Origin of the sequence: Pseudonocardia halophobica (assembly GCF_027922425.1) — a bacterium.
In the GTDB taxonomy this organism is placed as follows: Bacteria; Actinomycetota; Actinomycetes; order Mycobacteriales; family Pseudonocardiaceae; genus Pseudonocardia; species Pseudonocardia halophobica.
This window is the reverse complement of sequence record NZ_BSFQ01000045.1, coordinates 32,355-58,281: the sequence shown is the minus strand read 5'-3', so window position 1 is coordinate 58,281 and position 25,927 is coordinate 32,355. Positions and strand designations below refer to the sequence as shown.

Genomic DNA, 25,927 nt, shown 5'->3' with positions numbered 1-25,927 from the left:
GCGCTACGTGCTGGTGGTCGACGAGTTCCCGATGACCGTGACCGGCAAGGTCCGCAAGGTCGAGATGCGGGAGAAGTCCGTCGGCATCCTCGACCTCGGCGAGGCCGCCGCGGTCCGCAGCGCGTGAGCACCGCGTCCTACGGCCGGACGCACCTCGCCGGCCTCCCCGAGGCCGTCACGATCTGCGAGGTCGGGCCGCGCGACGGGCTGCAGAACGAGTCGACCGTGCTGCCCGTCGAGGTCAAGGCGGAGTTCGTGGCCCGGCTCGTCGACGCCGGGCACACCGTCGTCGAGACGACGAGCTTCGTGCACCCGAAGTGGGTGCCCCAGCTCGCCGACGCCGAGGCCCTGCTGGGCGCGATCACGCCCGCCGAGGGCGTGCGCTACCCGGTGCTGGTGCCCAACGAGCGCGGGCTCGACCGAGCCCTGGACCTGGGCGTGCGGGACATCGCGGTGTTCGGCAGCACCACCGAGACCTTCGCCGAGCGCAACCTCAACCGCACCGTCGACGAGTCGCTGGAGATGTTCGCCCCGGTCGTCGGCCGCGCCCGGGAGGCCGGGCTCGCCGTGCGCGCGTACCTGTCGATGTGCTTCGGCGACCCGTGGGAGGGCGAGGTCCCGGTCCCGCGGGTCGTCGACGTCGCCACCCGGATGATGGCGCTGGGCTGCACCGAGCTCGGCCTCGGCGACACCATCGGCGTCGCCACCCCCGGCCGGGTCGTGGCCCTGCTCGACGCGCTCACCGCCGCCGGCGTGCCGGTCGGGCGGATCGCGGTGCACTTCCACGACACCTACGGCCAGGCGCTGGCCAACACCCTCGCCGCCCTGCAGCACGGCGTCACCACCGTCGACGCCAGCGCCGGCGGCCTCGGCGGCTGCCCGTACGCCGGCAGCGCCACCGGCAACCTCGCCACCGAGGACCTGCTCTGGCAGCTCGAGGGCCTGGGCATCCGCACCGGCGTCGACCTGCGGAAGATGGTCGAGACCAGCGTCTGGCTGGCGAAGGAGCTCGGCCGCCCCAGCCCGTCCCGCACCGTCGCCGCGCTCGCCGGCTGAGGAGTTCGCCGAGGAGCGCCCGCCGGCCCGGGCGGGCGGACCGCCTCACGCTCTACGGTCTGCTCGCAGGACTGACCGAGGGGGCGGGGCATGCGCGAGCTGCGGGCGGAGCCGGTGACGGGGCCGGTGGCCCACCACGGGGAGGGGCCGGTCTGGCACCCCTCCTGGGCCGGCGTCCGGTGGGTGGACATGCTCGCCGGCGACATCCTCGAGCTCGCGGGCGGCGAGGTCCGGCGCACGCACGTCGCCGACGTGGCCGCCGCCTTCCGCCCGCGGCGCGGCGGCGGCGTCGTCCTCGCCGGCGAGCGCACCCTGCTCCTGCTCGACGACGAGCTGCGCTGCGAGCGCGACCTCGGTCCGGTGTGGAGCGATCCGGGCATCCGGTTCAACGAGGGCGGCTGCACCCCCGACGGCGCCTTCTGGTGCGGGTCCATGGCCTACGACGAGCGCCCGGGCGCCGGCACCCTCTACCGGCTCGACCCGGACCTGACCGTGGAGCCGGTGCTCACCGGCGTCACCGTCTCCAACGGGCTGGGCGTGGATCCCACCGGCACCCGCGTCTACTACAACGACACCCCCACCGGCCGAGTCGACGTGTTCGACCTCGCCGCGGGCCCGGCGTCCCGACACCCGTTCGTCGAGGTCACCGGCCACCCGGACGGGCTCACGGTCGACGCCGGGGGTGGGGTCTGGGTCGCGTTGTGGGGAGGCTCCGCGGTGCACCGCTACACGCCGGAGGGCCGGCTCGACGCCCGCGTCCGGCTGCCGGTTTCGCGGGTCACGGCCTGCGCCTTCGGCGGTCCCGACCTCGACACGCTGTACGTGACCACCTCGGCCGAGGGGATGGAGCCGGGCGCGGAGCCGCTGGCCGGCGCGCTCTTCGCCGTCGATCCCGGGGTGCGCGGGCTGCCGGTGCTGGAGTTCGCGGGCTGACGGCCGGGCCCGGCGGTCAGCCGACCCGCCCGGTGAACAGGTAGTAGCCGATCGCGGCGAAGAGCCGGTCGGTCCGGTGGAGCTCGGCGATCGTCGCGACCCAGCGCGTGGCCGCCTCCTGGTCGATCACCCCGGCCGCGCCGGCGGACCGCCCGATCCCGGTGAAGTACTGCGCCGCGAGGTCCGGGTCGAACACGACCATGCGGCTGGCGACCCGGACGTCCCGGACGCCCAGGTCCAGGAGGTGTCCGCGCAGGTCACGGGCAAGGAGCCCGTGGACCACGGCGGTGTCGCACTCGTGGGCGAGCACCGCGCGGGCGAGCGCCTCGTCCGGGACGTTCACGGTGTTGGTGTCGAAGTCCGGCGCGATGATCGCGATCACACCGCCGGGCCGGGTCACCCGGACGATCTCGCGCAGGGCGGCCCACGGGTCGTCGAGGTAGATCAGGACGCGCTCGATGCGGGTGACGTCGAAGGACGCGTCGGCGAAGGGCAGGTGTCGCGCGTCCGCCCGCAGGAGCTCGACGGGCACCCCCTCGGCGGCCGCGCGGCGCCGGCCCTCGGCCACGAAGTCCGCGCTGAGGTCGACGCCGGTCACGGCGCCGCCGGGCTGCACACGCCGGGCGAGCCGGAGGGTCTCGAGCCCGAACCCGCACCCGACGTCGAGCACCCGGCTGCCCGGTCCGGTGCCGGTGCGCTCGATCGCGAGGGCCTTGAGCTCGCGCAGGAGCGGGAGCCGGTCGAAGGCCTCGAGCGCCGCGACGTAGGTCGCGGGGAGTGCGGCGTGGTCGAGGTCCGTGAAGTCGTGAAGCGCGATGTCCGGGCTGTCGGTGCTGCTCACGGGCCCTCCTCGGCGCGATGATCGGCACCGGCCGGTTCGCCCGGATCGATCGCCGCGTTACCCCGTCGGCCCGACCACGCCCTCAGCGCTTGAGCCGGCGGCTGCCGCCGTGCCAGTCCTCCACCAGCCCGACCTCGCCGGTCCGCACGCCGAACGAGGGCAGCTGCGGGCGCTCGCGCAGGCTGCGCTTGAGCTCGGCGAACCCGGGGAAGGCGGCGAGCGCCACGACGTGGTCCCAGAGCGCGACCGCCTCGTCCTCGGCGGGCAACCTGCTGATCACCGGGCCGAACAGCGCGGTCCCCTCCGGCGGGGCGAAGTGCAGGATCGGGGTGCCGACGTCCTTGCCGGTCAGCGCGAGGGCCTCGTCGGTCTCCGCGCGGACCACCGCGTCGAGCCCCTCGTCGTCGAGCGCGGTGCCGAGCCGGGCCGGCAGCCCGACCGCTTCGAGCGCCCCGGTCGCGATCGCGCGCGTGCGCGAGCCCCCCTCGTCCGGTTGCTCCGTGCGCTCGTAGAGGAGCCGGCCGAGCGCCTCGTACAACGGGGCGACCACGTCGGGCCCGTGCTCCTCGCGCACCCGGGCGGCGAGCCGCAGCAGCCGCAGGCCCGCGGTGTGGCCGGCCTCGTAGCCGGCGGGGAAGTGGGCGTCGTAGTCGACGTGGGCGTTGAGCAGGCGCAACGAGACGAACCGCCACTCGACCTCGTAGGCGCGCCGGCGCTGCACGGTGCGCACCCACTTGCTGGTCATCCACGCGAACGGGCACGCCGGGTCGAAGTAGAACCGCAGATCGGGCACATGCCCACGGTAGGCGCGCCGACCGTCGATCGTGGGGCGTGAGCCCGCGCGCCCCGGGTACGCCCCCGCCATGGCGTTCCAGGTGACCGAGGTCCAGAAGGCGCTCAAGGGCGCGGACTACCCCATGAACGGCGACCAGCTCGCCGAGCTGGCGCAGAAGAACGGCGCCGACGAGGAGTTGGTGCAGAACCTGCGCGGGCTCCGCCAGGTCGACGGCCCCAACGCGGTGATGGCCGAGCTGAAGGGTGAGCTCGGCGGGTCGACGCCGGGCGGCAACTCGCAGGCCGAGCGGCCGACCAAGGACATCGACGGCCCGGCCTTCCAGGTCAACGAGGTGCAGCGGTACCTCAAGGGGGTCGACTACCCGGCCGACGGCTCGCGGCTCGCGGAGACCGCGAAGCAGAACGGCGCGCCGGACGACCTGGTCGACACGCTGAAGGGCCTGCGCGAGGTCGACGGGCCCAACACCGTGATGAAGGAGATCAAGGACCACCTCGGCGGTCCGGCCTGACCTGCGGCGCCCCGGTCGTCAGCCGAGCCGGCTGACGACCGGGGCCAGCAGCTCCGGATGGGTGATCGGCACCATGTGCCCGCCCGCCGGCAGCGTGAAGGCCCGGCCCCTCGGCGCGGTGCGTGCGAGGTGTTCGGCCCAGCCCGCGGGGGCGATCCGGTCGTGCCGCCCCCGCACCACGAGCACGGGGCAGCGGACGGCCGCGAGCGCCGGCTCGATCCGGTGCCGGCGGGCGACGTGCAGCGTGCGCGCCATCCCGCCGAGCCCGGTCCGCAGGTAGTCCCGCACGAGCAGCGGCGCCTGCGCAGGCCACTCGTGCGCGGCCGTGCGCAGCCAGCGCTCCACCAGCCGCGGCCAGGTGCCGCCGGAGGGGTCCGTCGTCGGCCCGACGAGCACCAGCGCCCTCGGCGGGCGCGGTGCCCGCGCTGCCGCCTCCGCCACCACCTGGCAGCTCGCCGAGTGCCCCAGGACGACCCGGTCGGCGAGATTCGCCGCTTCCAGCACGCGACAGGCCTGCGCCGGCGGATCGAGCCGGTCGCCCCGGCGGACGCGCTCGCCGAACCCGGGCAGTGTGACGACGTCGGCGCCCGCCCCGAGCTCGCTCAGCGTCGGGCCCCAGCTCGCCCCGGACAGACCGAGCCCGGGGACCAGCACGAACGGGTGCACCGGGCCGCTCAGCCGCGCCGCCAGTCGTCGGACGGGAGGTGGGAGCCCGCCATCGGGCCCATCTGCAGCATGCCGCCGTCGACGACCCACGAAGCGCCCGTGACGTACGACGCCGCGGGCGAGGCGAGGAACGCGATCACGTCGGCGATCTCGGCGGCGTGCCCGGGCCGCCCGAGCGGCACGCCGGGCCGCGAGGTCCCCGTCGGGTCCTCGTCCTCCTGACCCGTCATCGGCGTCGCGATCTCCCCGGGCGCCACCGCGTTGACGGTGATCCCGTGCTCGGCGAGCTCGATCGCCGCGGTCCTCGTGAGCAGGCCGAGGCCGCCCTTCGCCGCGCAGTACGGCGCCGCGCCGACCCGCGGCGCGTGCTCGTGCACGCTGGTGATGTTGACGATCCGCCCGCCGCGGCCCGCGTCGACCATGCGCCGGGCGGCCCGCTGCAGGCAGAGGAAGGCGCCGTCGAGGTCGGTGGAGATCACCTCGCGCCACTGGTCGAAGCCCAGCTCGAGCAGCGGCGTCGAGGTTCCGGTGCCCGAGCCGTTGACCAGCACGTCCACCCCGCCGAGAGCGTCGGCGAGCTCGTCGACGACGTCGGCCGCGCCGGGCAGCCCGGTCAGGTCGAGCCGGCGCACCTCCGCGCGGCGGCCCAGGCCGCGGACCTCCTCCGCGGTGGCCTCGGCGCCCTTGTCGTCCTCGTGCCAGGTGATGCCGAGGTCGCAGCCGGCCCTCGCCAGCGCGACGGCGGTGGCCCGCCCGATGCCGGAGTCCGAGCCGGTGACGATCGCGGTGCGGGGGAAGTCGTGGGGAGTCTGCACGGGGCACGGGTGCCCGTTCCGCGCGGAGTCACGCTCCGCTGAGCGACCACCGACGGCCGTCCGCCGTCACCCGCGCGGCCCAACTTCGCGTCACCGCGCGTTCCGCATCACCGGATCGGGTACCTGATGCCGTCGACGGAGGGAGACACGGTGACGGTGGCGACGACGGGCGGCGGCCACGTTCAGCGTTCGGGCGGTGGCGGCTCCAGCGGGCTCGCCGACGTCGTCGAGCTGATCCTCGACAAGGGGCTCGTGATCGACGTGTTCGTGCGCGTGTCGATCGTCGGCATCGAGCTCCTCACGATCGACGCGCGCGTGGTCGTGGCCAGCGTGGACACGTTCCTGCGGTTCGCCGAGGCCACCAACCGGCTCGACCTCTACAGCAGCGAGAAGCGGGGCACCGACCTCCCGGAGATCCTGCAGAAGACCACCGAGAAGGCGATGCGCTGACGCCGCGCCTCAGTTGCCGCGGGGGCCCCCGCCGCCGTTGGCGGTGGCCTGGACGGTCGCCTGCGGCAGGAGCACCTCCTGGCCCTCGTCGAGGCCCGCGCGGACCTCGGTGAAGCTGTCGCCGACCACGCCGGGCGTGAACTCGCGGGTGACCGCCTGGCCGTCGGAGCCCGGTACCGACACCACGGTCCGCCCGTTCTCCTGGCGCACGGCGGCGGCCGGGACGCGGAGCACGTCGTCGACGACCTTCGTGAGGACGTCGGCCTGCGCGGTCTGGCCGTCCTTGAGCTGCGGGTCGACCTGGGTGAGCACGATCGTCGCGTAGAAGCTGACCACGCCGGAGATCTGGTCGGCGGTCGGCGCGACGGCGACCACCGTCCCCGGCGAGGTCAGGCCCGGCACCGCGTCCACCGTCACGTCGACGCGCTGGTTGGGCGCGACCTGCGCCGCGTCGCTCTCCTCGAACGGGACGACGAGCTGGAAGGTCTGCAGGTCGTTCAGCGTGATGAAGGCGCCGTTCGAGGCGGAGTCCGCGGCTGCCGCGTCGGCCGAACCGGCGGCCGCCGGGATGCGGGCGTCCGTGCCGGGGGCCAGCGGGGTGGCGCCGCCGGCCGCGGCGACGAAGTCCCCGACCGCGCCGTTGACCGCGGACACGGTCCCGGCCACCGGAGCGCGGAGCACGGCGTTGTCGACGGCCCGCTGGGCGTCGGCGACGGTGTTCTCGGCGTCGCGGACCACGGCCGCCTGCACGTCGATGTCGGCCGGGGCGTCGTTGCCGGCGCTGTCGAGCTGGCTCTGGGCGTCGGAGACGGTGCTCTCGGCGTTGGCGATGTTCACCCGGCCCTGAGCCCGATCGGTGTCGCGCTGGTGCTCGGCGGCGTCGAGGGCGGTCTGGGACGAGACCACGTTGGCCTTGGCGGTCTGCACGGCCTGCTGGTCGGTGCGGAGGGCTGTGCAGGCCGGGTCGGTGCTGGTGTCCCCGTCGGCCCCGGTCCCTGTGCCGGTCCCTGTCGACCCGGTGTCAGCGGCACCTCCCGTGCTTCCCAGCGGAAGCAGCGTCGTGCTCGACGATTCAGTCGCAGCCGCGGTCGCCGCCGCACACGCCTTCTGGTCCTTCTGCAACTGCCGCTTGGCCAGTTCCAGCTGCTTCTTGTCGAAGGCGAGCTGCACCCTCGCCCGGTCGACCGCGGAGGCGTCCGCCGCGTCGGTGGCCGCGACCTGGTCGCGGGTGGCGTCGAGGACCTCGTGGGCGGAGTCGAGCGCCGCCTGCGCCGCCTCGACCGAGTTCCCGCCGGTCAGCTTGCCGAGCGAGGCCTGCTGCTGGTCCAGCTTGGCCTGGGCGGAGGCGAGCTGGGAGCGGGCGGCGGCGTCGTCGAGCCGGGCGAGCGGCTGTCCGGCCTGGACGGCGTCGCCCACCTTCACGAACAGCTCGGCGATCTGCCCCCGGTCGGCGAAGCCGAGGTTCTGCTGGGTGATCGAGACGAGGCTGCCCGACGCCGAGACGGCCGAGGACACCGTGCCCCGGTCGACGGCGGCGGTCGGCGGCGCCGGGGTGTCCCCGGTGCACGCCGCGGCCAGGGCGAGCAGGCCGGCCAGTCCGGCGGCGCGCAGCACCCGGGTCCGGGCCTTCGCTGTGGTCCGTGCGGTCACGACGGGATCACTCCCCGGGTCGTCGGGATCATTGGTGCCGGAGGGCGTCGATGGGCCGCATCCGGGCGGCGCGGTTGGCGGGGTAGCCGCCCGCGACCAGCCCGATGAGCAGGCTGACGGTGAAGGCGAGCACCACCGAGCCCACCGACACGGACGGGGCGGGGAAGTCGGTGACGAGCTGCGGGAGCACGATGCCCGCGGTCACCGAGAGGCCGATGCCGAGCAGGATGCCCAGCACCCCGCCGACCCCCGTGAGGATCATCGACTCGATCAGGAACTGCTGGAGGATCGCGCGCCGGCGCGCGCCGATGGCCTTGCGGATGCCGATCTCGCGGGTCCGCTCGGTGACCGTGACCAGCATGATGTTGGCGACGCCGATGCTGCCCACGATCAGCGAGATCCCGGCGACGGCGGCCACGAAGATCGTCACGAAGGACAGGACCTGCGAGGACTGGTCGAGCAGGCTCTGCAGCGCCGTCACCGTGAAGTCCCGCTCGCCCGGGTCCCGGATCTGGTGCCGCTGGTCGAGGATCGCCGAGGCCTGCTGCACGGCCTGGGGCACGACGTCGGTCGAGGCGGCCCGCACCGTGATCGAGTCGACGACGTCGCCGCCGCCGAGCAGGTAGCTGCGCGCGGCGCCGAGCGGCATGACCGCGACGTCGTCCTGCTGGCCGTTGCCCTTGAGTACGCCGATCACGCGGAAGGTCGTGCGGCCGACGCGGACGTCCTTGCCCAGCGCCTCGCCCGCCTGCCCGCCGAAGAGGGTGGCGACCGGGTTCGGCCCGAGCACCACGACCTTGGCCTTGTTGCGGGCCTGCTGGTCGTCGAAGAAGGAGCCGACCACGAGCTCGCGGTTGGCGACGTCGAGGTAGTCGGCCTGGGTGCCCAGGATCGACGACCGGTACTGCCCGTCGCCGACCACCTGCAGCAGCGCGCTGCCGTTGACGGACGGCGTGACCGACCCGATGGCAGGGGCGCGGCTCCGGTCGGACAGGGCGTCGACGTCGGCGTCGGTGAGGTCGCGGGCGGCCCGGTTGCCGCTGATCGCGCCCTGGGTCTTGGTGATCTGGATCTGGTTGGCCAGGGGGCCGAAGGCGTCGGCGACGAAACGCTGCAGCCCGTTGCCGAACGCGACCAGCACGATCACCGCGGCGACGCCGATGATGATCCCGAGCATGGTCAGGACCGACCGCAGCTTGTTGGTGCGCAGCCCGCGTGCGGCGATCCGGGCGGCTTCGGCGAGGTTCACCGGCGCTCGTCCCCCACGATGTGACCGTCGCGCAGGGTGACCACGCGCGAGGCGAACTCGGCGACCTCGGGCTCGTGGGTGATCAGCACGATCGTGCGCCCGGCCTCGTTGAGCTCCACGAAGAGGTTCATGACGTCGACCGTCGAGGCGGTGTCGAGGTTCCCGGTCGGCTCGTCGGCGAGGATCATCGTCGGGTCCGTGACCAGGGCGCGGGCCACCGCGACGCGCTGCTGCTGTCCGCCGGACAGCTCGTTGGGCTGGTGGTTCGCGCGCTCGGCCAGGCCCACCCGCGCCAGCGCGCGCCGGGCGCGCGTGCGGCGGTCCTTCGTGCCGGCGTAGACCATCGGCAGCTCGACGTTGCGGATCGCCGAGGTCCGCGGCAGCAGGTTGAAGGACTGGAAGACGAAACCGATCTTGCGGTTCCGGATGTCGGCGAGCCGGTTGTCCGACAGGCCGCCCACGTCCGTGCCGTCGAGGCGGTACACGCCCGAGCTCGGGACGTCGAGGCAGCCGAGGATGTTCATCATCGTCGACTTGCCGGACCCGGAGGGCCCCATGATCGCGACGAGGTCGCCGTCGTCGATCCGCAGGCTCACGTCGTCGAGCGCCCGCAGCGCGATGTCCCCGGTCCGGTAGACCTTCGACACGTGCTCCAGCTCGATCATCGTCCCCCCGGCCGTGGTCCCCCCGAACCACTCGTTCGGCCCAACGACCGGACGAGCGTTCGGTGATCACCCGGTCCGGCGAATCGGGCGGTTCTTCCGCCGACGCCCGTTGATCGGTAGCGTCCGGGCGCGCTCCCCCGAGTGACCCGGTGACACACAAGGGGGAGTCATGCCAGGAGAGAGTTCGGTCGACGTACTCGTGGTCGGTGCCGGTCCGGTCGGCCTGACCGCCGCGCTCGAGCTGCGCCGCCGCGGCGTCGCCTGCCGCGTGATCGACAAGCTCGTCGAGCCGCCGCAGTACGCGAAGGCCGTCGGCATCCAGCCGCGCACGCTGGAGCTGTGGGAGGCGGCGGGCGTGTTGCGCTCGGCCCTCGACGCCGGCATCCAGATGCGCGGCCAGATCGTGCTGCGCGACGGCGACCAGGTGGCCCGCGTGGACCTCGAGGTGCCGCCGGACGTCCCCTTCGCCTTCCTGGCGCTGCCGCAGTACGAGACCGAGCGCCTGCTGGCCGAGGCCCTGGCCGGGTACGGGACCCGGGCGGACCGCGGCGTCGAGCTGCTCTCCTTCACCCAGGACGACGAGGGCGTGACGGCCGAGCTGTCCGGCGGCGAGCGTGTGCGGGCCAAGTACCTGGTCGGGGCCGACGGCGCGCACAGCGTCGTCCGCAAGGGCCTCGAGCTCTCCTTCGAGGGCGGCGCGTTCGCCGAGGAGTACATGCTCGGCGACGTCGAGGTGGACTGGTCGCTCCCGCGCGGGTACGCCCTGCGCGCCACCCGCGACGACGACCTCCTGGTCGCCATCCCGCTCCCCGGCGACCGCCGCTACCGGATGTCCATGCTGGTCCCGCCCGACCTCGCCACCCCGGCGAGCGGCGAGATCACCCACGGCTTCGAGGCGGGCCGCACGCCGCAGCTGCACCACATCCAGGCCGTGCTCGACCGGCTCGCGCCCGAGCCGTGCACCGCGTCGACCCTGCGCTGGTCCTCGGTCTTCCGGATCAGCCACCGGATCGTCGACACCTACGGGCGGGGCCGGGTGTTCGTCGCCGGCGACGCCGCGCACATCCACCCGCCGACCGGCGCGCAGGGCATGAACACCGGCATCCAGGACGCTGTCGGGCTGGCCTGGCGACTGGCCCTGGCGGTCGACGGGGTCGCCGCGCCCGGCCTGCTCGCGACCTACGACGACGAGCGGCGGCCGGTGGGCGAGGAGGTCGTCGGGCGGACGGTCCGGGCCGCGACCAGCGGCGGCGTCCAGATCGACCGGGACGACCCGTGGACGACGGTCCGCCGCGAGGCGCAGCTGCTGGTCGGCTACCGCGGCAGCCCGGCGGTCTCGCCGGCCGACCCCGGCCTCGCTGTCGACGCGCCGCAGCCAGGCGACCGGGTGCCCGACGCCCGCGGGCTGCTCCGCGAGGTGGTGCGGTTCCCGGTGCGCCTGTTCGACGAGCTCGCGGATCCCGACCATGCGCTGCTGCTGTACGCCGAGACCGCCGAGGGCGCCGCGGCCTTCGACAAGCTCGCCGCCACCACCGCCGAGCTCGCGCACGGGCGGATGCGCGCGGTCGCCGTGCTCGCTCCCGGGATCGACGCGCCGTACCTGCGGATGCCGGTGCTGCGCGACGGGGCGGGGGAGGTCCGCGCGCACCTGCGGGCCGCGGACGGGGAGGCGTTCGTCGTCCGTCCCGACGGGTACCTGGGTCACCGCGGTCCGGCGGCCGATGTCGCCGGGGTGGGCGGGTACCTGGGGCGGGTGTTCGGCTGAGGCGAGCTCGCGGAGCGGGCGTCGGCGCTGATCACCCCTCCGTTCGGTCGTGGCAGGGGGCCCGCGCGCCGCGTTGAATGGTGGGCGAGGCGCGGTTCGAGGGGAGCGAGGCACCGTGGGCAGGACGGACGAGCTGGTGGTCACCGACGGACGGCCGGTCGTGGACGGCACGGTGCGCTCCTCGGCGCAGCTGCGCGCGGAGATCCGCGAGCAGCTCGACGCGCAGGAGGACGGGCGCGACGACGATCTCGCCCGCGAACGGGTCGAGCTCCGCGAGAGCCTCGAGCGGCTGGACTCCGGACTGCAGGCCCTGCGGGCCCGACTGAAGGAGAAGGCCGTGCATGCCGCGAAGATCGCGGGCGGGGTGGTCGGGGTGGGTGCGGCCCTCACCGGCGCCGCGATCGTGTGGTGGAAGCGGTCGGCGCCGGAGTGAGTGCGGCCGGCAGTGCCTCAGGCCGCCTCGCCCGGGCGGTGCACCCGGTACCGGAGGTGGACCACGTCCCGGCCGTCGATCCGACGGAGCAGCTCCAGCTCGGTGCGCCGACCGTCGAGGTGGTCGAACAGCCTCCGCCCCTCGCCGAGCAGGACCTGCACCAGATGGATCTCCATCTCGTCCAGGAGGCCGACACGCAGGAGTGACTGCGCTGCGCCCGCCCCGTGGACCAGGACGGCCCGGTCCCCGGCCGCAGCACGGGCCTCGCGCACGCACTCGTGGACGTCGGTGACGAACCGCGTGTGGCCGGGCGGCGCGTCCCCGTCGTCGACGTGGTGCGTGAGGACGAGGACGGGCACGCCGCCGTGGTGGTCGCCCTGCCACCGGCCGGCGAGCTCGAAGGTCCGTCGACCCGAGATCACCGCCCCGGTCTCCATGGCCTCCCGGAAGACCTGGCCGTTCGGTCCCTCGGACTCGCGGTCGTCGAGCCAGTTGAACAGTCGTCCCCCACCGCGGCCGAGCTCCTGCCCGGCCCGGTCGTCGGGACCGGCGATGTAGCCGTCGAGCGACATCGACATGTACAGCCGGATCGGACCGCTCATCGTGAGGCCTCCCGTCTCTCGTCACTCGAGCGAGGTAGTGGACGGGAGACCGTCTTCGGCCTGCGTACTCATCGGCCCTCATCCCACGGGCTGGAGGAGGGGTGGTGGTTGTCGGCGGGGTGTGCGGGTGTGGTCGATGCTGCCGCGAACCCGCACCGCGTCGTCGGGACGCTTCGCTCGGCCCCCCTCGCTAGGCTCCGCCCGGTGGAGAACGACGACGAGCGGATCGCGCTGTTCCTCGACTACGAGAACCTCGCGATCGGCGCGCGTGACGGGCTGGGCGTGGCGCCCTTCGACCTGGGCCCGGTGGCGGACGCGCTGGCCGAGCGGGGCCGGGTCGTGGCCCGGCGGGCGTACGCGGACTGGTCGGCCTTCGACGAGGACCGCAGGCTGCTCGCGCGGCAGCAGGTGGAGCTGATCGAGATCCCGCAGCGGCTCGGGGTGGCCCGCAAGAACGCCGCGGACATCAAGCTCGCCGTCGACGCGATCGAGCTGGCCTACGAGCGCGGCTTCATCACCACGTTCGCCATCGGCACCGGGGACTCGGACTTCACCCCGCTCGTCCACAAGCTCCGCGAGCTGGACAAGCGCGTGATCGGGATCGGGGTGGAGTCGTCGACGTCGCGGCTGCTGCCGCCGGCCTGCGACGAGTTCCTGTTCTACGACCGCCTGCCCGGGGTGGAGCCCCGGCCGGCCCCGCGGCGATCCAGGAGCCGGACCGTCGTCGTCGAGCCGGACCCGGTGCCGACCCCCGAGCCGGAGCCCGCGGAGGACACGGAGGACACGGAGGACGAGGAGCGGGAGGACGTCGGCAAGCTCGTGGCCAGCACGCTCGCGGGCCTGCAACGGCACACCGACGGGCCGGTCCTCGCCTCGCGCCTCAAGCGGGCGATCCTGCGCAAGGATCCGACGTTCGACGAGGCGGACTGGGGCTTCCGCGGGTTCGGCGAGCTGCTCCGCCACCTCCAGGAGGAGAGGGTGGTCGAGCTCGGCGAGGGGGCGGCCCAGGGCGACCCTTCGGTGACGTTCCCGGAGCCCGGGCCGGACGACGACGCGTTCGGCCTGCTCGTGGAGGTCGTCCGCGCCCTGGGTCGCCCGCAGCTGTCCGGGCTGAAGAACCAGCTGCGCAAGCGGCGCCCGGACTTCAGCGAGAAGCGCTACGGCTTCAACGGATTCCTGACCTTCGTCCGGGCCGCCCGCGCCCGCGGTCTCGTCGAGATGGAGCGCGACGAGGACCTGGGCGACTACGTCCTGTCGGTCCGGCGCTGAGGACGCCCGTCAGGGGGTGGCGGCCTTGGAGCCGTCGGGCGCCACGGCGAACCACGTCCCGCCGGTGCCCTGCCCCGCGGTGGTGGTGAGGCTGCCGTCGTCGCCGGCGTAGCGGTAGAGCGGCCAGCCGGCGAGGGTGACCTGCTGGGTGCCGTCCTCACGCGTGACCGTGCCGACCTTGCTCGCGTCGACGCCCATCAGCTCGGGCTGCTGTCCGTCGCCGAGCAGCACCGGCGGCCACTCCGCGGCGCAGTCCTCGGTGCAGGTCGTCGTCGACGGGGAGGCGGAGTCGTTGTCGTAGCGGTGCATCACGTGCCCCGCCGCGTCGGTGACGACCGTGCCGAGCGGCCCGCTCTGCACGGCCCACAGCTCGACGCCGCCGTCGCCGTGGTGCATGCCGGCCATGTCGCCGCTCATGTTCGACATGTCGTGGCCCTGCATGGACGACATGTCGTGACCCTGCATCTGGGTCTGTGCCTGCGGGGTGACCTGCTCGTCCTGCGCCCCGGAACCGCAGGCGCTCAGGCTGAGGACCCCGGCGGCGAGACCGGCCAGGATGAGGTGCGTGCGGCCCATCGGCGTCTCCTCTCGTGTCGGCGGAGACGGTAGGCCCGGCACGACGGGAGGACGCGCGACCTGAAGGGGAGGTTGCGTCCGCACCGCCGATTCGTGCCCACGGCGAGGCGAATGGCCACGGGTTGCTCCGGGGGGAGCAGCCGGCTCGGCCGGACGTGCGGTGCCCTGTTCTCAGGTTCGTCGACGAGCGGGCGAGCGGCCGCGCGGCACCGGGCGGCCGCTCGTGGGCTCTAGGCGTTCCGGATCGTGAGCCCCCCGTCCACCACGATCGTCGCGCCGGTGATAAACGACGACGCGGGCATCAACAGCGACACGGTGGCGTGCGCGACCTCCTCCGGGTCCCCGTAGCGCCGCAGCGCGGTCCGGCGGCGGGCGAAGACCTCCTTGTCGGCGTCCGGGATCCGGGCGGTCATGCCGGTGCGGATCGGGCCGGGGCACACGCAGTTCACGGTCACGCCGGTCTTGCCGTACTCGACGGCGAGGGACCGGGTCAGGCCGATCACGCCGTGCTTCGAGCTGGTGTACGGGGCGATCTGGGCGGTCGCGCCCAGGCCCTCGGTGGAGGCGATGTTGACGATCCGGCCGTCGCCGTTGCGGACCAGGTCGGGCAGCGCGGCGCGGGCGAACAGGGTCTGCGCGGTGAGGTTCACGGCGAGGGTGGTGGCCCAGGCCTCGGCGAACCCGTCGTCGGAGAAGGGCAGGTGGATGCTGACGCCGGCGTTGTTGACCAGCCCGTCGAGCGGGCCGAGTTCCTGGCGGACCTCGGCGACGGCGGCGGCCGGCGCGGCGGGGTCCGACACGTCCGCGACGACGGGGTGCACCGTCGCCCCGACCCCGCGGATCTCGTCGGCCACGGCCTTGAGACCGTCGGCGTCGCGGTCGACGATCCCGACCTTGGCGCCCTCGTCGGCGAGCAGGTGGGCGGTCGCGCGCCCCATCCCGCTCGCGGCGCCGGTGACGAGGACGACCCGGTCGGCGACCGACCGGCTGAGCTTCGTGAGACGGGCCATGGACCAGGACTACCAGGAAACCGGCCGGAACTGAACGCTCGCTCAGGAGTAGGGCTCTCCCACACGGGTATGCATAACTCATGCATGAGTCGCGCCTCGGCAACCTGCTCGGCGCCGCCGCGCTCGCCCTGTCCGACCTGATGCTGGCCCGGGTGCGGGAGGCGGCCGGGGTGAGCGTGAGCGGGGCCGCCGCGCTGGTGGTCCTCGCCCACGCGCCCGGGGTCAGCGTGACCGAGCTCGGCCGGCGGGTGGGGCTGTCCCAGCCGGCGACCGCGCGGATGGTGATGTCCCTGGAGGCGGCGGGCCTCGCTCTCCGCGGCCCCGGCGAGGGCCGGACGGTCCCGGTCGCGCTCACGCCGGCCGGGGAGCGGACGGTCCGGGAGGTTCTCACCTCCCGGGCGGCGGGCACGGAGCAGGTCCTGGCCGGGCTCGACGAGGACGACCGCCGCGTCCTGACCCGCCTCCTCGAGGGGCTCCTCGCGCAGCTCCACACCGAGGTCGGCAGCGCGGAGGTGCTCTGCCGGCTGTGCGACCGGGCCTGCTGCACCGCCGGCGCGGTCTGCCCCGTCGGGCAGGCCGAGCGGGAGCGGTGACCGGTGGGCGCCGCACTCGCCCTGGTCTCCGCGCTGAGCTACGGGCTGTCCGACGTCGTCGGGGGCATCGTCGCGCGCCGGATGCGGGCCGTGCACGTGGCCTTCCTCGGCCAGCTCGGCGGGCTGCTCGCGGTGGCGGTCGCCGCACCCCTCCTGACGCCTGCGCCGCCGACGCTCCCCGATCTCCTGTGGGGCGGGCTGTCCGGGCTCGGGACCGGGCTCGCGATGGCGTTCCTCTTCCGCGGCATGGGCCGGGGCGCGATGTCGGTCGTGGTTCCGGTGAGCGCGGTCGGCGGGGTCGCCCTCCCCGTCCTGGTCGGGGCCACGGTGCTCGGCGAACGGCCCACCTGGCCGACCTGGCTCGGGGTAGGGCTGGCCCTGCCCGCGCTGTGGCTCGTCTCCCGCGCGGGCGGCCCGGCACGGGGCGGGGCGACGCCGGGCGCGGTGGCGGACGGGCTGGTGTCCGGCGTCGGGATCGCGATCCAGTACCTCGCGCTGGCCCGGGCCGGCCCCGCGTCCGGGCTGTGGCCCGTCCTCGCCGGCCGGGTCACCGCGCTCGCCGCGGTCGGGTTACTGGCCTGCACGCTGATGCGCGCCGCCGGCACGGACGGCGAGCGCCGGGCCGGCGCCCGGGAGGCGGTCGCGGCGGGCGGCGCCGGCGTGCTCGCCGCCGTGGCGCTGGGCGCCTACCTGGGCGCGGCGCAGAGCGAGTTCGTGACCGTGGCGGTGGTGCTGTCCTCGCTCTACCCGCTCGTCCCGGCGGTGATCGGTGTCGCCGTGCTCGGCGAGCGCCTGTCCCGCGGGCAGGTGCTCGGCCTGGTCGTGGCGCTCGCCGCCGCCGTCCTGATCGCGCTCTCCTGATCCTCAGGGCAGGAAGAGCCGCACGACCTGCCGCTCGACGGCCGCGCCGGTCGACAGGTCGGCGACGAAGCTCGAGACGATCGTGCCGGTCGCACCGGCGTAGCGGCCGCGGCCGGCGACCCGCCACGCGATCGTGCCCTGCATGACCGGCTCGCCCTCGGCCGAGGGCTCCATCGACCCCTGCCCGATGGTCGTGAGGTCCAGCGTGCCGTCGCCGAGGTTCATGGTCCCCACCTCGTCGAACGTGGTCTGCCCCGTGAGCTGCACGCGGCTCTCGTAGCTCGCGAGGTCCGGGGCGTCGCCCGGGTCGCCGTCGAGCACCGTGACGCGGCCGCTGCCGGACTTCACCGCGAGGACGGGCGGCTCGCCCTCCGGGGGCGTGGACTGGGGCTCGAACGTCAGCAGCAGGGTCAGGCGTCGCACGGCGGCCTCCTCGCGTCGGTGTGCGGGGAGGCTCGACCCGATCTCGGCAACCGTTAGGCCGGGACCGGCTGGGTCAGGTTGACCGCGTTGCCGTCGGGGTCCTGGATGTGCGCCACCCGCTGGCCCCAGGGCATGTCGTTGGGCGGGCCGAGGACGGTGCCGCCGAGCGGCTCGACGCGCTCGAGGCGCGCCCGCACGTCGTCGACGTCGATGCTGAGCAGGACGCGGCCCGGCCCGGCGGGCGCCTTCTCGTCGTCGATCAGGCCGAACTCGGCCGCGCCCGCTCGCAGCCCGACGTAGAACGGCTCGCCCTCGGGCGGCTGGCGCACGGTCTCCTCGGCGTCGAGCAGGCCGCGGTAGAAGGCGAGCATCCCGGGCAGGTCGGCCGTCACGAGGATCGGCTGGATCGTCGTCATGCCAGGGAGGACCGGCCCGCGCGGCCGAAGTCATCGCTCACGCCTGGATCCACAGGCTCGCGGCCAGGCCGAGGCCGGCGAGCCCGATGGCGATCCGCAGCGGCGTGGCCGGCACCCGCCGGACGATCGCCGGCCCGATCCGCGCTCCGAGGAGCAGCCCGGCGGCCAGTACCCCGACCGCGGCCCAGTTCACGGGCGCGACGATCGCGAACACCACCGCCGCGACCAGGTTCGCCGCGCCGGTCGCGAGGTTCTTCGCGGCGTTGGAGCGGGCGAGGCTCTGCGACCACGCCACCGACAGCAGGGCCAGCATCATCACGCCCGCCGCGGCCCCGAAGTAGCCGCCGTAGAGCGCGACACCGAACGCGGCGGCGAGGGTGAGCGGGCCGAGCGGGGTGGCGCCCCGGATCGTGCCCGACGACTCGGCGCGGCGCTCGGCCCACCGCCGCAGCCGCGGCGCCGCCACCAGCAGCACCGAGGCCAGCGCGATCAGCCACGGCACGATCACCTCGAACGTTTCCGACGGCGTGACCAGCAGCAACGCGCCGCCTGCGGCCCCGCCGACGCCGGTGAGCAGGCAGAGCCGCAGCAGGGTCCGGCCCTGCCCGACGAGCTCGGGGCGGGACCCGGCGACCGAGCCCACGGTCGTCCCGAGCATCGCGACCGTGTTGGTGACGTTGGCGATCACCGGCGGCAGCCCGACCGCGAGCAGCGCGGGGTACGAGACCAGCGAGGCCAGCCCGGCCACGGAGCCGGTGAGGCCGCCGCCGATCCCGGCCACGAAGAGGAAGGCCAGCTGCCAGACGCTCACGGGACGGGGGTGACCAGCGTGCCGTCGGCCAGGAAGCGGAGGGTCTCCGCCGGCGAGGGCTTCATCCGGCCCATCGAGAGCACGTGCGTCATCCGGTCCCCTTCCGTGGGACTCCATCCTGCGGCAGGCGCGGTGGAGCGCTCCACGGAATGTGAGCCGTCACAGGTTCGCGAACGCCGCCAGGATCTGCGCCTCGGCGGTGCGCAGGTAGCTCGCGACCTCGGCCGCCGCCCGCTCGCGCTCGCCGGACTCGACGAGCCGGGTGATGGCGTCGTTGCCGTCGAGGTAGGGCTCGTGGAACTCCCGCACCGAGGTCATCCGGTGGAAGACCAGCCGCATCTCGGCGAGCAGCAGGCCCATCTGCTGGTCGAGCCGTGCGCTGCCGGCCAGCCCGACGAGCGCGCGGTGGAAGTGCTGGTTGGCGCCGGCGACCCCGGGCCAGTCGTCCCGCGCGGCGGCCTCGCGGCCCTCCCGCACGGCCGCCCGCAGCCGTCCGACGGCCTCCGGGTCGTCCGCGCGCTCGCCCTCCCGGACTGCGGCCGGCTCGATGAGCAGCCGGGCGCGGTAGACGTCGCGGACCGCCTCGGCGTCGGGCACGGCGACGAACACGCCGCGGTTCGGCTCGCGGACCAGCACCCGCTCCGCGACCAGCTGTGACAGGGCCTCACGCACCGTGTTCCGGGAGACCCCGAGCGCATGGGACAGCGCCTGCTCGGGTAGTCGGCCGCCAGGGCGCAAGCGACCCTCGACCACCTCGTTCCGCACGGCGTCGGCCACGCGTTCGGCCGTGGAGGTGCGGGCGACGAGGGCCCGCGCCCCGGTGAGCGAGGCGAGAGCGGCGCCGGCCGGATCCGCGATCGTCACGGGCAGAGCCTACGTGACCATCGTGTTTCCGCATCCAGGCTTCCTCTTGCTGAATTGTTGAGCAATTCTTACGCTCACCACCTGAACGACCGGGTGTGGTCCCGGTCATGGTCCGGCGGGAGGGCACGTGAGCGCGAACGGCGGCAAGGCACAGGACGGCGACCCGGCGGTGCGGGCGCGGGACGCGGGCCCGGAGGGCCCCGGCGGCGGCACCGGCAGACGGGAGGGCGACGAGCGGGGCCGCGCGGCCACGCGCCCGACCACCGCCGTCGCGAAGGGCGGCCGCGGCGCGCTGCTCGGCGCGATGTTCCTGATGGCGACCAGCGCCATCGGTCCCGGGTTCATCACCCAGACCACGACCTTCACCGTCCAGCTCGGCGCGGCCTTCGCGTTCGCGATCCTGGTGTCGATCCTGATCGACGTCGCCGTGCAGCTGAACGTCTGGCGGGTCGTCGGCGTCTCCGGCCGCCGCGCCCAGGACCTGGGCAACCGGGTGGCCCCGGGCGTCGGCTGGGTGCTCGCCGCGCTGGTGCTGATCGGCGGGTTCGTCTTCAACATCGGCAACGTCGGCGGCACCGGCCTCGGCCTCAACGCGATGCTGGGAGTCGACTCGAAGATCGGCGGCGCGATCTCGGCAGTGATCGCGATCGCGATCTTCCTGAGCAAGCGGGCCGGGGTCGCGCTGGACCGGATCGTGGTGGCGCTGGGCGTCCTGATGATCGGCATGACGACGTACGTCGCGATCGTCTCGCAGCCCCCGCTCGGCGAGGCGCTGCGCAGCTTCGTGCTGCCGGACACGGTCAACTTCCTGGCCATCACCACCCTGATCGGCGGCACGGTCGGCGGGTACATCACTTACGCCGGCGCACACCGGATGCTCGACTCCGGCGTGACCGGGCCCGAGAACGTCGGGCCGATCACCCGCAGCTCCGTGCTGGGCATCATCGTCACCGGCGTCATGCGGGTGGTGCTGTTCCTGGCGGTCCTCGGCGTGGTCGTGGGCGGCGTCGCGCTGGCGAAGGACAACCCGGCGGCGAGCGCCTTCCAGGCCGCGGCCGGCCAGGTCGGGCTGCGCCTGTTCGGCGTGATCCTCTGGGCGGCCGCGATCACCTCGGTGATCGGCGCGGCCTACACGTCCGTCTCCTTCCTGACCACCGAGCGGACCTCGCCGCGCACGCGGAACCTGCTGACCGTCGGCTTCATCGCCCTGAGCGCGCTGGCGTACCTGCTGATCGGCACCGCGCCCGTCACGCTGCTGGTGTTCGCGGGCGCCTTCAACGGCCTGATCCTGCCCATCGGGTTCACCGTGATCCTCTGGGTGGCCTGGCGGCGCCGCGACCTGTTGGGCGGCTACCGCTACCCGCGCTGGCTGCTCGGCGTGGGCGTCCTCGCCTGGCTGATCGCGCTCTACCTCGGCTGGTCCTCGCTGGCCGCGGTGGGCAGCCTGTTCTCGTGATCCTTCTCGACCCGGAGGTGCCGTCGTGACCGCCTTCGACCTCAACTCCGACCTCGGCGAGTCCTTCGGCCGCTGGGAGCTCGGCGACGACGAGGCCATGCTGGACGTGGTGACCAGTGCGAACGTCGCCTGCGGCTTCCACGCCGGGGACCCGGCGACACTGCGGCGGACGGTGGCGAGGGCCGCCGCGAACGGCGTCGTCGTGGGGGCCCAGGTCGCCTACAACGACCTGGCCGGCTTCGGTCGCCGGTTCATGGACCTGCCGGCCGCCGAGCTCACCGCCGACGTGCTCTTCCAGATCGGCGGCCTGGAGGCCATGTGCCGGGTGGCAGGGACGACCGTGCGGTACGTCAAGCCGCACGGGGCGCTCTACAACGCGACCGTGCACCACCGGGAGCAGGCGAAGGCCGTGGTCACCGCGGTCGCCGAGTACGACGCCTCGCTGCCGATCCTCGGCCTTCCCGGCTCGGAGCTGCTGCGCGCGGCCGAGGAGGCGGGCCTGCGCGGGGTGCCCGAGTTCTTCGTCGACCGCGGCTACACGCCGGAGGGCGCGCTGGTCTCGCGGCGGGAGGAGGGCGCCGTCCTGCACGATCCGGAGGAGGTCACCGCACGGCTGCTGCGGATGCTCGAGGAGGGTGTGGTCCGGGCCGTCGACGGCTCGGACGTGCGGGTGTCCGCCGAGTCGGCCTGCGTGCACGGAGACTCCCCGGGCGCAGTCGGCATGGCCGCCGCCGTGCGTGTGGGGCTGCAGAAGGCCGGCGTGGAGCTGAAGGGGTTCGTGTGAGGGTCCTGCCCTACGGCGACGCCGCGCTGCTCCTCGAACCCGAGGGGGAGATCGCGCAGGTCGTGGCGCTCGCCGACGCCTGCCGGGAGGCGGAGCTGCCCGGGGTGCTCGACGTCGTCCCCGCGGCCCGGGCCGTGCTGCTCGTCGCCGAAGCCGGCTCCGACCTGGGGCGGCTGCGGGCGGCCGTCGACGCCCTGGAGATCCGCTCGACCGAGGCGGGCGCCCCGGCCGGTACCGTGGAGATCCCGGTGGTCTACGACGGCCCGGACCTCGACGGCGTCGCGCGGCTGACGGGCCTGGACCATGCCGAGATCGTCGCCGCGCACACCGGCACGCCGTGGCGGGTGGCCTTCGGCGGGTTCGCGCCCGGCTTCGCCTACCTCTCCGGCGGCGACCCGCGGCTGCAGGTGTCGCGCCGCGAGGAGGCCCGCACCAAGGTCCCGGCCGGGTCCGTGGGGCTGGCCGGTGAGTTCAGCGGGGTCTACCCGCGGTCGTCGCCCGGCGGGTGGCAGCTGATCGGCCGCACGGACGCGCAGCTCTGGGACCTCGACCGCGACCCGCCCGCGCTGCTGCAGCCGGGCGCCGAGGTCCGGTTCGTGGAGGCGTCGTGATCGAGGTCCTCGACGCGGGTCCGCAGGCCCTGGTCCAGGACCTGGGGCGGCCCGGGCTGGCGGCGATCGGCGTCGGGCGCTCCGGGGCCGCCGACCGGGCCGCGTTGCGGCTCGGCAACCGCCTGCTGGGCAACGACGAGGGTGCCGCCGGCGTCGAGATCCTCCTCGGCGGGTTCGCCGCCCGGGTCGGGAGGGACCTGCTGGTCGCGCTGACCGGGGCGCCCGCCCCGGCGACCGTCGACGGCCGTCCGGTCGGCCACCACGCGCACGTCCGGCTCCGGCGGGGGCAGGAGCTGCGGCTCGGCCCGCCGCCCACCGGCCTGCGCACCTACCTGTGCGTGCGCGGCGGGATCACGGTGCCGCCGGTGCTGGGCTCGCGTAGCACGGACGTCCTGTCCGGTATCGGGCCCGAGCCGCTGGAGAAGGGCGCGGAGCTGCCGGTCGGTCCGGAGCCGGAGGAGTTCCCGCCGATCGACTTCGCGCCCGTCGCGACGCTCCCCACGGGGCTCGTCACGCTGCGCGCGATCTCCGGGCCGCACGCCGAGCACGCCGTCGACCCCCGGGCGCTGGCCACCGCGCGGTGGGTCGCCTCCGGCCGCACCGACCGCGTCGGGATGCGGCTCGAGGGTGCGGCACTGGAGGTCGCCGAGGGCGCCGGCTCGCTGCCCAGCGAGGGCCTCACCCGCGGGGCGATCCAGCTGCCCCCGGGCGGCGAACCCGTCGTCTTCCTCGCCGACCACCCCGTGACCGGGGGCTACCCCGTGATCGCGGTCCTGCGCGACGCCGACGTCGACCGCGCCGCCCAGGTCCGCCCCGGCCAACCCGTCCGCATCACCCTGTGAGTGGCGATAGTCGTTATAGCGACTATCGCCACTCACAGGGGCTGACCAGGGAGAACACGTGCAGAACCTGACCCCCGCCGAGGCCCGCGAGCGCTTCCGCGCCGGCCTCGTGACCCCGACCGCCGGCTGGTGTGCCGGCTTCACCCAGGCCAACCTCATCGCCCTGCCCCGCGACCTGGCCTGGGACTTCCTCCTGTTCGCGCAGCGCAACCCGCAGCCCTGCCCGGTGCTCGACGTCCTGGAGCCCGGCGAGTTCGGCGGCCCGATCCTCGACGGCGACGTCCGCACCGACATCCCGCTCTACCGGATCTACCACGACGGCGTGCAGGTCGCCGAGACGCCCGACGCCCGCGAGTTCTGGCGCGACGACCTGGTCGCCTTCCTCGTCGGCTGCAGCTTCACCTTCGAGCGGGCGCTGCTGGCCGCGGGCGTCCCGGTGCGGCATGTCGAGGAGGGCCGCAACGTCCCGATGTACCGGACGAGCCGGCGGTGCCGCGGCGCCGGGGCACTCGGCGGCCCGATGGTCGTCTCCATGCGCCCGGTCCCGGAGCACCTGGTGGACACGGCGATCGCCGTCACGGCCCGCTACCCGTCCGTGCACGGCGCGCCCGTGCACGTCGGCGACCCCGGTGAGCTGGGCATCGCCGACCTCGCCGCCCCGGACTACGGCGATGCCGTGACCGTCCGGGAGGGCGAGGTGCCGGTGTTCTGGGGGTGCGGGGTCACGCCGCAGGCCGCCGTCGTCGAGTCCCGGCCCTCGCTCGCGATCGCGCACGCGCCCGGCCACATGTTGATCACCGACGCCCATGACGCGGACTACCTCGTGGGCCCCGAGCCGCTGGTGGGCGCCAACTAGCCGCAGATCTGGTCCAGGTAGGCGGTCAGCGTGCGCCGGATCGCCTCCGGCGAGGTGAGCCGCGGCCGCGCGCTGCCCTGGAAGATCAGGCCCTGGAGCAGGGCGTCGAGGCAGAAGGCCGTGGCCTCGGGATCCAGCTCCGGCCGCAGCTCCCCGCTGGCCTCGAGGACGCCGACGGCCCGGCGGGCGAGCCGGCGGATCCCGACGCCGGTCTCCTCGCTGATCGCCGCCAGCGCCGGCGACGACCGGGCGTGCGCCGCGAGGGCGAGATAGGTCTCGGGGTCGGCGCGCTGCCGCTCGTCGACCGGCAGCAGCTCGAGCAGCATCCGCTCGACGCCCTTGCGGTCCACCGCCTCCACCAGCAGCGGCACCACCCGGGCGGCGCCGCTCGTGACCGTCTCGACCATCGCCGTCTGCAGCAGGGCGTCCTGCGACGGGAAGTAGTAGCGCAGGGCGGTGGGGGACAGGCCTGCCTCGGCGGCGACCGTCCGCACGGACACCCCGGTGAGGCCGTCGCGCCGGAGCACCCGCCAGAGGGCCTCGACGATCTCCGCCCGCCGGGCGTCGTGGTCGGCGAGGCGCGGCACGGGCTTTGTCTACCACGCCGCGGCGGGTAGGTTCTGGTACGGCCGTACTAGCAACGCTCCGTGCCGGTGGGTGACCGACGGGGGGTCGGCACGGGGTTCGTGACGTGCGGTCGGGGCGCGGTCCCGGTCCCAGGACCGGGGCCGCGCTCCCCCGAACGCCGTCTCAGGGGTGTCTCAGCGTCGTAGCGGTGCTTGCATCGGATGTTCACGAGCCACCGCTAGGGTCGGCCGCGTGCTGCCCACGCTCCGAGCACGCCTCGCGTCCTGGTTCGTCCGCCGTCAGCTGGCCCGCATGAACCGGAAGGGGCTCGACCTGGGGTCGCTGCTGCCCGACTCCGCGCTCATGCCGTTGCGCCGCGACCGGCTCGACCCGGTCCCGGCCCTGGCCGAGAGCCGGGAGGCCGCACCGGTCAGCCGGCTCGACCTGCCGCTGAAGATCGACGTCTGGCTGGTCACCGGGCGTGACGAGGTCCGGTCCGTCCTCGGCTCCGTCGACACCTACTCCAGCGACTTCAACCACCTCGCCGTGCAGGTCGGGATGGCCGAGAGCGAGAACCCCGGCGGGCTCGGCTTCTCCGACCCGCCCGTGCACACCCGGCTGCGCAAGCTCCTCACCCCCGAGTTCACGATGCGCCGGCTCGCCCGGCTCACCCCGCGCATCGAGGAGATCGTGGGGGAGTGCCTCGACCGGATGGACGCGGCCGAGGGCCCGGTCGACCTCGTCGAGGAGTTCGCGCTGCCCATCCCCTCGCTCGTGATCTGCGAGCTGCTCGGGGTGCCGTACGCCGAGCGCGAGGCCTTCCAGGAGGTCGCCACCGCGCGGTTCGACCTGCTCGGCGGGGCCAGTGCCTCGCTCGGCGCGATCTCCGACTCACTGGTCTTCCTGCGCGAGCAGGTCAAGAAGCAGCGGGACGCCCCCACGGACGGCCTGCTCGGCATGATCATCCGGGAGCACGGCGACCGGGTGGACGACGAGGAGCTCGCCGGCCTCGCCGACGGCGTCCTGACCGGCGGGTTCGAGACCACCGCCAGCATGCTCGCCCTCGGCACCCTCGCGCTGGTCGAGGACCGCGAGGCCGCCCGGATGGTCCGCGAGGACGACGCCGCGGCCGGCCCGATCGTCGAGGAGCTGCTCCGCTACCTCACCGTCGTGCAGGTCGCGTTCCCGCGGTTCGCCACCCGGGACGTCGAGATCGGCGGGGTCGTGGTGAAGGAGGGCGACGCGGTGGTCTGCTCGCTGCTCTCCGCCGACCGGGACGGCGAGCGGCTGGAGACCTTCGACCCGCACCGCGTGCCGGGCTCGCACTACGCCTTCGGCCACGGCATCCACCGCTGCATCGGCGCCGAGCTGGCCCGGATGGAGCTGCGCGCCGCCTACCCGGCGTTGTTCCGCCGGTTCCCCGACCTCCGCCTGGCCGTGCCGGTCGACGAGCTGGAGTTCCGGGACGCCTCGATCGTCTACGGGGTGGAGACGCTGCCCGTGCTCGTGCGCTGAGCGCGCCTGCTCTCGCAGAACTCGACGAACGCCGCCGCCCGGCG

Annotated in this window: 29 protein-coding genes and 1 pseudogene; 15 read left to right on the top strand and 15 right to left on the bottom strand. The window is 74.5% G+C overall.

All coding sequences use genetic code 11. The features are described from left to right. Window positions 1–123: 123 nt before the first annotated feature. The gene (locus tag PKE99_RS32620) at window positions 124–1,056 is read left to right on the top strand and encodes a hydroxymethylglutaryl-CoA lyase (protein ID WP_037052331.1); all 933 of its coding nucleotides are present in this window, start codon (window positions 124–126) and stop codon (window positions 1,054–1,056) included. A 90-nt stretch (window positions 1,057–1,146) separates the two neighbouring features. Then, window positions 1,147–1,989, top strand: a complete 843-nt coding sequence (locus tag PKE99_RS32615; RefSeq protein WP_037052329.1) for an SMP-30/gluconolactonase/LRE family protein — start codon at window positions 1,147–1,149, stop codon at window positions 1,987–1,989. Window positions 1,990–2,005: 16 nt separating this feature from the next. Here the strand turns inward: PKE99_RS32615 and PKE99_RS32610 are convergent, their stop codons facing one another. Both PKE99_RS32610 and PKE99_RS32605 read right to left on the bottom strand, forming a co-directional pair. After that, window positions 2,006–2,830, bottom strand: coding sequence for a methyltransferase domain-containing protein (locus PKE99_RS32610; RefSeq protein ID WP_051738151.1), 825 nt, complete (start codon window positions 2,828–2,830; stop codon window positions 2,006–2,008). Between the two features lie 82 nt (window positions 2,831–2,912). Further along, a complete protein-coding gene (locus tag PKE99_RS32605) occupies window positions 2,913–3,623 on the bottom strand; it encodes a mycothiol-dependent nitroreductase Rv2466c family protein (protein WP_037052380.1) in 711 nt (236 codons plus the stop codon). A 70-nt stretch (window positions 3,624–3,693) separates the two neighbouring features. On the opposite strand from PKE99_RS32605, the gene PKE99_RS32600 reads away from it, so the two are divergent. Then, window positions 3,694–4,134 (top strand): DUF2795 domain-containing protein, encoded by a 441-nt coding sequence (locus PKE99_RS32600; protein WP_231498403.1) that lies wholly within the window; start codon window positions 3,694–3,696, stop codon window positions 4,132–4,134. 18 nt (window positions 4,135–4,152) lie between these two features. On the opposite strand, the gene PKE99_RS32595 is transcribed toward PKE99_RS32600, so the two are convergent. Both PKE99_RS32595 and PKE99_RS32590 read right to left on the bottom strand, forming a co-directional pair. Then, window positions 4,153–4,800, bottom strand: a complete 648-nt coding sequence (locus PKE99_RS32595) for an alpha/beta fold hydrolase (RefSeq protein WP_037052327.1) — start codon at window positions 4,798–4,800, stop codon at window positions 4,153–4,155. An 8-nt stretch (window positions 4,801–4,808) separates the two neighbouring features. Beyond that, window positions 4,809–5,615: an SDR family oxidoreductase gene (locus PKE99_RS32590; protein WP_051738150.1), complete on the bottom strand. Its 807-nt coding sequence runs from the start codon at window positions 5,613–5,615 to the stop codon at window positions 4,809–4,811. Between the two features lie 150 nt (window positions 5,616–5,765). On the opposite strand from PKE99_RS32590, the pseudogene gvpJ reads away from it, so the two are divergent. Further along, a pseudogene (gene gvpJ, locus PKE99_RS32585) lies at window positions 5,766–6,050 on the top strand (gas vesicle protein GvpJ); the annotation flags it as partial. A 24-nt stretch (window positions 6,051–6,074) separates the two neighbouring features. On the opposite strand, the gene PKE99_RS32580 reads toward gvpJ, so the two are convergent. The 3 genes from PKE99_RS32580 to PKE99_RS32570 are packed head-to-tail and all read right to left on the bottom strand — an operon-like array spanning window position 6,075 to window position 9,629. Continuing rightward, the gene (locus PKE99_RS32580) at window positions 6,075–7,715 is read right to left on the bottom strand and encodes an HlyD family efflux transporter periplasmic adaptor subunit (protein WP_037052325.1); all 1,641 of its coding nucleotides are present in this window, start codon (window positions 7,713–7,715) and stop codon (window positions 6,075–6,077) included. 28 nt (window positions 7,716–7,743) lie between these two features. Continuing rightward, entirely contained in the window at window positions 7,744–8,964 is a 1,221-nt protein-coding gene (locus PKE99_RS32575) for an ABC transporter permease (RefSeq protein ID WP_037052323.1), read from the bottom strand. Then, window positions 8,961–9,629, bottom strand: a complete 669-nt coding sequence (locus PKE99_RS32570) for an ABC transporter ATP-binding protein (protein ID WP_037052320.1) — start codon at window positions 9,627–9,629, stop codon at window positions 8,961–8,963. Before PKE99_RS32570 ends, PKE99_RS32575 begins: the two co-directional genes overlap by 4 nt. Before the next feature lie 169 nt (window positions 9,630–9,798). Between PKE99_RS32570 and PKE99_RS32565 the strand changes: the two genes are divergently transcribed. Both PKE99_RS32565 and PKE99_RS32560 read left to right on the top strand, forming a co-directional pair. Further along, window positions 9,799–11,394: an FAD-dependent monooxygenase gene (locus PKE99_RS32565; protein ID WP_037052318.1), complete on the top strand. Its 1,596-nt coding sequence runs from the start codon at window positions 9,799–9,801 to the stop codon at window positions 11,392–11,394. 115 nt (window positions 11,395–11,509) lie between these two features. Next, entirely contained in the window at window positions 11,510–11,827 is a 318-nt protein-coding gene (locus tag PKE99_RS32560; RefSeq protein WP_037052316.1) for a hypothetical protein, read from the top strand. Between the two features lie 17 nt (window positions 11,828–11,844). On the opposite strand, the gene PKE99_RS32555 is transcribed toward PKE99_RS32560, so the two are convergent. After that, window positions 11,845–12,429 carry a dihydrofolate reductase family protein gene (locus PKE99_RS32555; protein ID WP_037052302.1) on the bottom strand — a complete coding sequence of 195 codons (585 nt, stop codon included), beginning with the start codon at window positions 12,427–12,429 and terminating at the stop codon, window positions 11,845–11,847. Window positions 12,430–12,633: 204 nt separating this feature from the next. On the opposite strand from PKE99_RS32555, the gene PKE99_RS32550 reads away from it, so the two are divergent. Next, window positions 12,634–13,698, top strand: a complete 1,065-nt coding sequence (locus PKE99_RS32550; protein ID WP_037052300.1) for a PIN domain-containing protein — start codon at window positions 12,634–12,636, stop codon at window positions 13,696–13,698. A 9-nt stretch (window positions 13,699–13,707) separates the two neighbouring features. Here PKE99_RS32550 and PKE99_RS32545 read toward each other — a convergent pair whose 3' ends face one another. Both PKE99_RS32545 and PKE99_RS32540 read right to left on the bottom strand, forming a co-directional pair. Continuing rightward, window positions 13,708–14,274: a hypothetical protein gene (locus tag PKE99_RS32545; protein WP_051738149.1), complete on the bottom strand. Its 567-nt coding sequence runs from the start codon at window positions 14,272–14,274 to the stop codon at window positions 13,708–13,710. 230 nt (window positions 14,275–14,504) lie between these two features. Further along, on the bottom strand, window positions 14,505–15,284 hold the full coding sequence (locus tag PKE99_RS32540) for an SDR family NAD(P)-dependent oxidoreductase (RefSeq protein ID WP_037052297.1): 780 nt from the start codon (window positions 15,282–15,284) through the stop codon (window positions 14,505–14,507). Between the two features lie 80 nt (window positions 15,285–15,364). Between PKE99_RS32540 and PKE99_RS32535 the strand changes: the two genes are divergently transcribed. Both PKE99_RS32535 and PKE99_RS32530 read left to right on the top strand, forming a co-directional pair. Then, entirely contained in the window at window positions 15,365–15,877 is a 513-nt protein-coding gene (locus PKE99_RS32535; protein ID WP_037052293.1) for a MarR family winged helix-turn-helix transcriptional regulator, read from the top strand. A gap of 3 nt (window positions 15,878–15,880) precedes the next feature. Further along, entirely contained in the window at window positions 15,881–16,738 is an 858-nt protein-coding gene (locus tag PKE99_RS32530; RefSeq protein ID WP_037052290.1) for an EamA family transporter, read from the top strand. A 3-nt stretch (window positions 16,739–16,741) separates the two neighbouring features. Here the strand turns inward: PKE99_RS32530 and PKE99_RS32525 are convergent, their stop codons facing one another. From PKE99_RS32525 to PKE99_RS32510, 4 genes are all read right to left on the bottom strand, one after another. After that, entirely contained in the window at window positions 16,742–17,161 is a 420-nt protein-coding gene (locus PKE99_RS32525) for a hypothetical protein (RefSeq protein WP_037052288.1), read from the bottom strand. 53 nt (window positions 17,162–17,214) lie between these two features. Next, window positions 17,215–17,577 carry a VOC family protein gene (locus tag PKE99_RS32520; RefSeq protein WP_037052287.1) on the bottom strand — a complete coding sequence of 121 codons (363 nt, stop codon included), beginning with the start codon at window positions 17,575–17,577 and terminating at the stop codon, window positions 17,215–17,217. A gap of 37 nt (window positions 17,578–17,614) precedes the next feature. After that, on the bottom strand, window positions 17,615–18,388 hold the full coding sequence (locus PKE99_RS32515) for a sulfite exporter TauE/SafE family protein (RefSeq protein ID WP_037052285.1): 774 nt from the start codon (window positions 18,386–18,388) through the stop codon (window positions 17,615–17,617). A gap of 159 nt (window positions 18,389–18,547) precedes the next feature. Continuing rightward, window positions 18,548–19,252 (bottom strand): GntR family transcriptional regulator, encoded by a 705-nt coding sequence (locus PKE99_RS32510; RefSeq protein ID WP_231498402.1) that lies wholly within the window; start codon window positions 19,250–19,252, stop codon window positions 18,548–18,550. A 292-nt stretch (window positions 19,253–19,544) separates the two neighbouring features. Between PKE99_RS32510 and PKE99_RS32505 the strand changes: the two genes are divergently transcribed. Genes PKE99_RS32505 through PKE99_RS32485 form a run of 5 tightly spaced genes read left to right on the top strand, consistent with a single transcriptional unit; the run spans window position 19,545 to window position 23,801 of the window. Further along, window positions 19,545–20,708 (top strand): NRAMP family divalent metal transporter, encoded by a 1,164-nt coding sequence (locus PKE99_RS32505; protein WP_037052360.1) that lies wholly within the window; start codon window positions 19,545–19,547, stop codon window positions 20,706–20,708. A gap of 25 nt (window positions 20,709–20,733) precedes the next feature. Then, on the top strand, window positions 20,734–21,492 hold the full coding sequence (locus tag PKE99_RS32500; protein WP_037052283.1) for a LamB/YcsF family protein: 759 nt from the start codon (window positions 20,734–20,736) through the stop codon (window positions 21,490–21,492). Beyond that, window positions 21,489–22,103, top strand: a complete 615-nt coding sequence (locus tag PKE99_RS32495) for a 5-oxoprolinase subunit B family protein (protein WP_037052281.1) — start codon at window positions 21,489–21,491, stop codon at window positions 22,101–22,103. The genes PKE99_RS32500 and PKE99_RS32495 overlap by 4 nt, the downstream gene beginning before the upstream one ends. Continuing rightward, window positions 22,100–22,945 (top strand): 5-oxoprolinase subunit C family protein, encoded by an 846-nt coding sequence (locus PKE99_RS32490; RefSeq protein WP_037052279.1) that lies wholly within the window; start codon window positions 22,100–22,102, stop codon window positions 22,943–22,945. Before PKE99_RS32495 ends, PKE99_RS32490 begins: the two co-directional genes overlap by 4 nt. 58 nt (window positions 22,946–23,003) lie before the next feature. Next, on the top strand, window positions 23,004–23,801 hold the full coding sequence (locus PKE99_RS32485) for a putative hydro-lyase (RefSeq protein WP_081924656.1): 798 nt from the start codon (window positions 23,004–23,006) through the stop codon (window positions 23,799–23,801). Here PKE99_RS32485 and PKE99_RS32480 read toward each other — a convergent pair. Continuing rightward, window positions 23,798–24,388, bottom strand: coding sequence for a TetR/AcrR family transcriptional regulator (locus PKE99_RS32480; RefSeq protein WP_051738148.1), 591 nt, complete (start codon window positions 24,386–24,388; stop codon window positions 23,798–23,800). The genes PKE99_RS32485 and PKE99_RS32480 overlap by 4 nt on opposite strands. A gap of 292 nt (window positions 24,389–24,680) precedes the next feature. On the opposite strand from PKE99_RS32480, the gene PKE99_RS32475 reads away from it, so the two are divergent. Further along, window positions 24,681–25,883: a cytochrome P450 gene (locus PKE99_RS32475; protein WP_051738152.1), complete on the top strand. Its 1,203-nt coding sequence runs from the start codon at window positions 24,681–24,683 to the stop codon at window positions 25,881–25,883. Window positions 25,884–25,927: the final 44 nt, after the last annotated feature.

Bases quoted from the DNA above. Each gene is read 5' to 3' on its own strand.
- PKE99_RS32615 (WP_037052329.1), top strand. From the start codon at position 1,147: ATGCGCGAGCTGCGGGCGGAGCCGGTGACGGGGCCGGTGGCCCACCAC.
- PKE99_RS32600 (WP_231498403.1), top strand. From the start codon at position 3,694: ATGGCGTTCCAGGTGACCGAGGTCCAGAAGGCGCTCAAGGGCGCGGAC.
- PKE99_RS32570 (WP_037052320.1), bottom strand. From the start codon at position 9,629: ATGATCGAGCTGGAGCACGTGTCGAAGGTCTACCGGACCGGGGACATC.
- PKE99_RS32565 (WP_037052318.1), top strand. From the start codon at position 9,799: ATGCCAGGAGAGAGTTCGGTCGACGTACTCGTGGTCGGTGCCGGTCCG.
- PKE99_RS32555 (WP_037052302.1), bottom strand. From the start codon at position 12,429: ATGAGCGGTCCGATCCGGCTGTACATGTCGATGTCGCTCGACGGCTAC.
- PKE99_RS32545 (WP_051738149.1), bottom strand. From the start codon at position 14,274: ATGGGCCGCACGCACCTCATCCTGGCCGGTCTCGCCGCCGGGGTCCTC.
- PKE99_RS32540 (WP_037052297.1), bottom strand. From the start codon at position 15,284: ATGGCCCGTCTCACGAAGCTCAGCCGGTCGGTCGCCGACCGGGTCGTC.
- PKE99_RS32535 (WP_037052293.1), top strand. From the start codon at position 15,365: ATGCATGAGTCGCGCCTCGGCAACCTGCTCGGCGCCGCCGCGCTCGCC.
- PKE99_RS32520 (WP_037052287.1), bottom strand. From the start codon at position 17,577: ATGACGACGATCCAGCCGATCCTCGTGACGGCCGACCTGCCCGGGATG.
- PKE99_RS32475 (WP_051738152.1), top strand. From the start codon at position 24,681: ATGAACCGGAAGGGGCTCGACCTGGGGTCGCTGCTGCCCGACTCCGCG.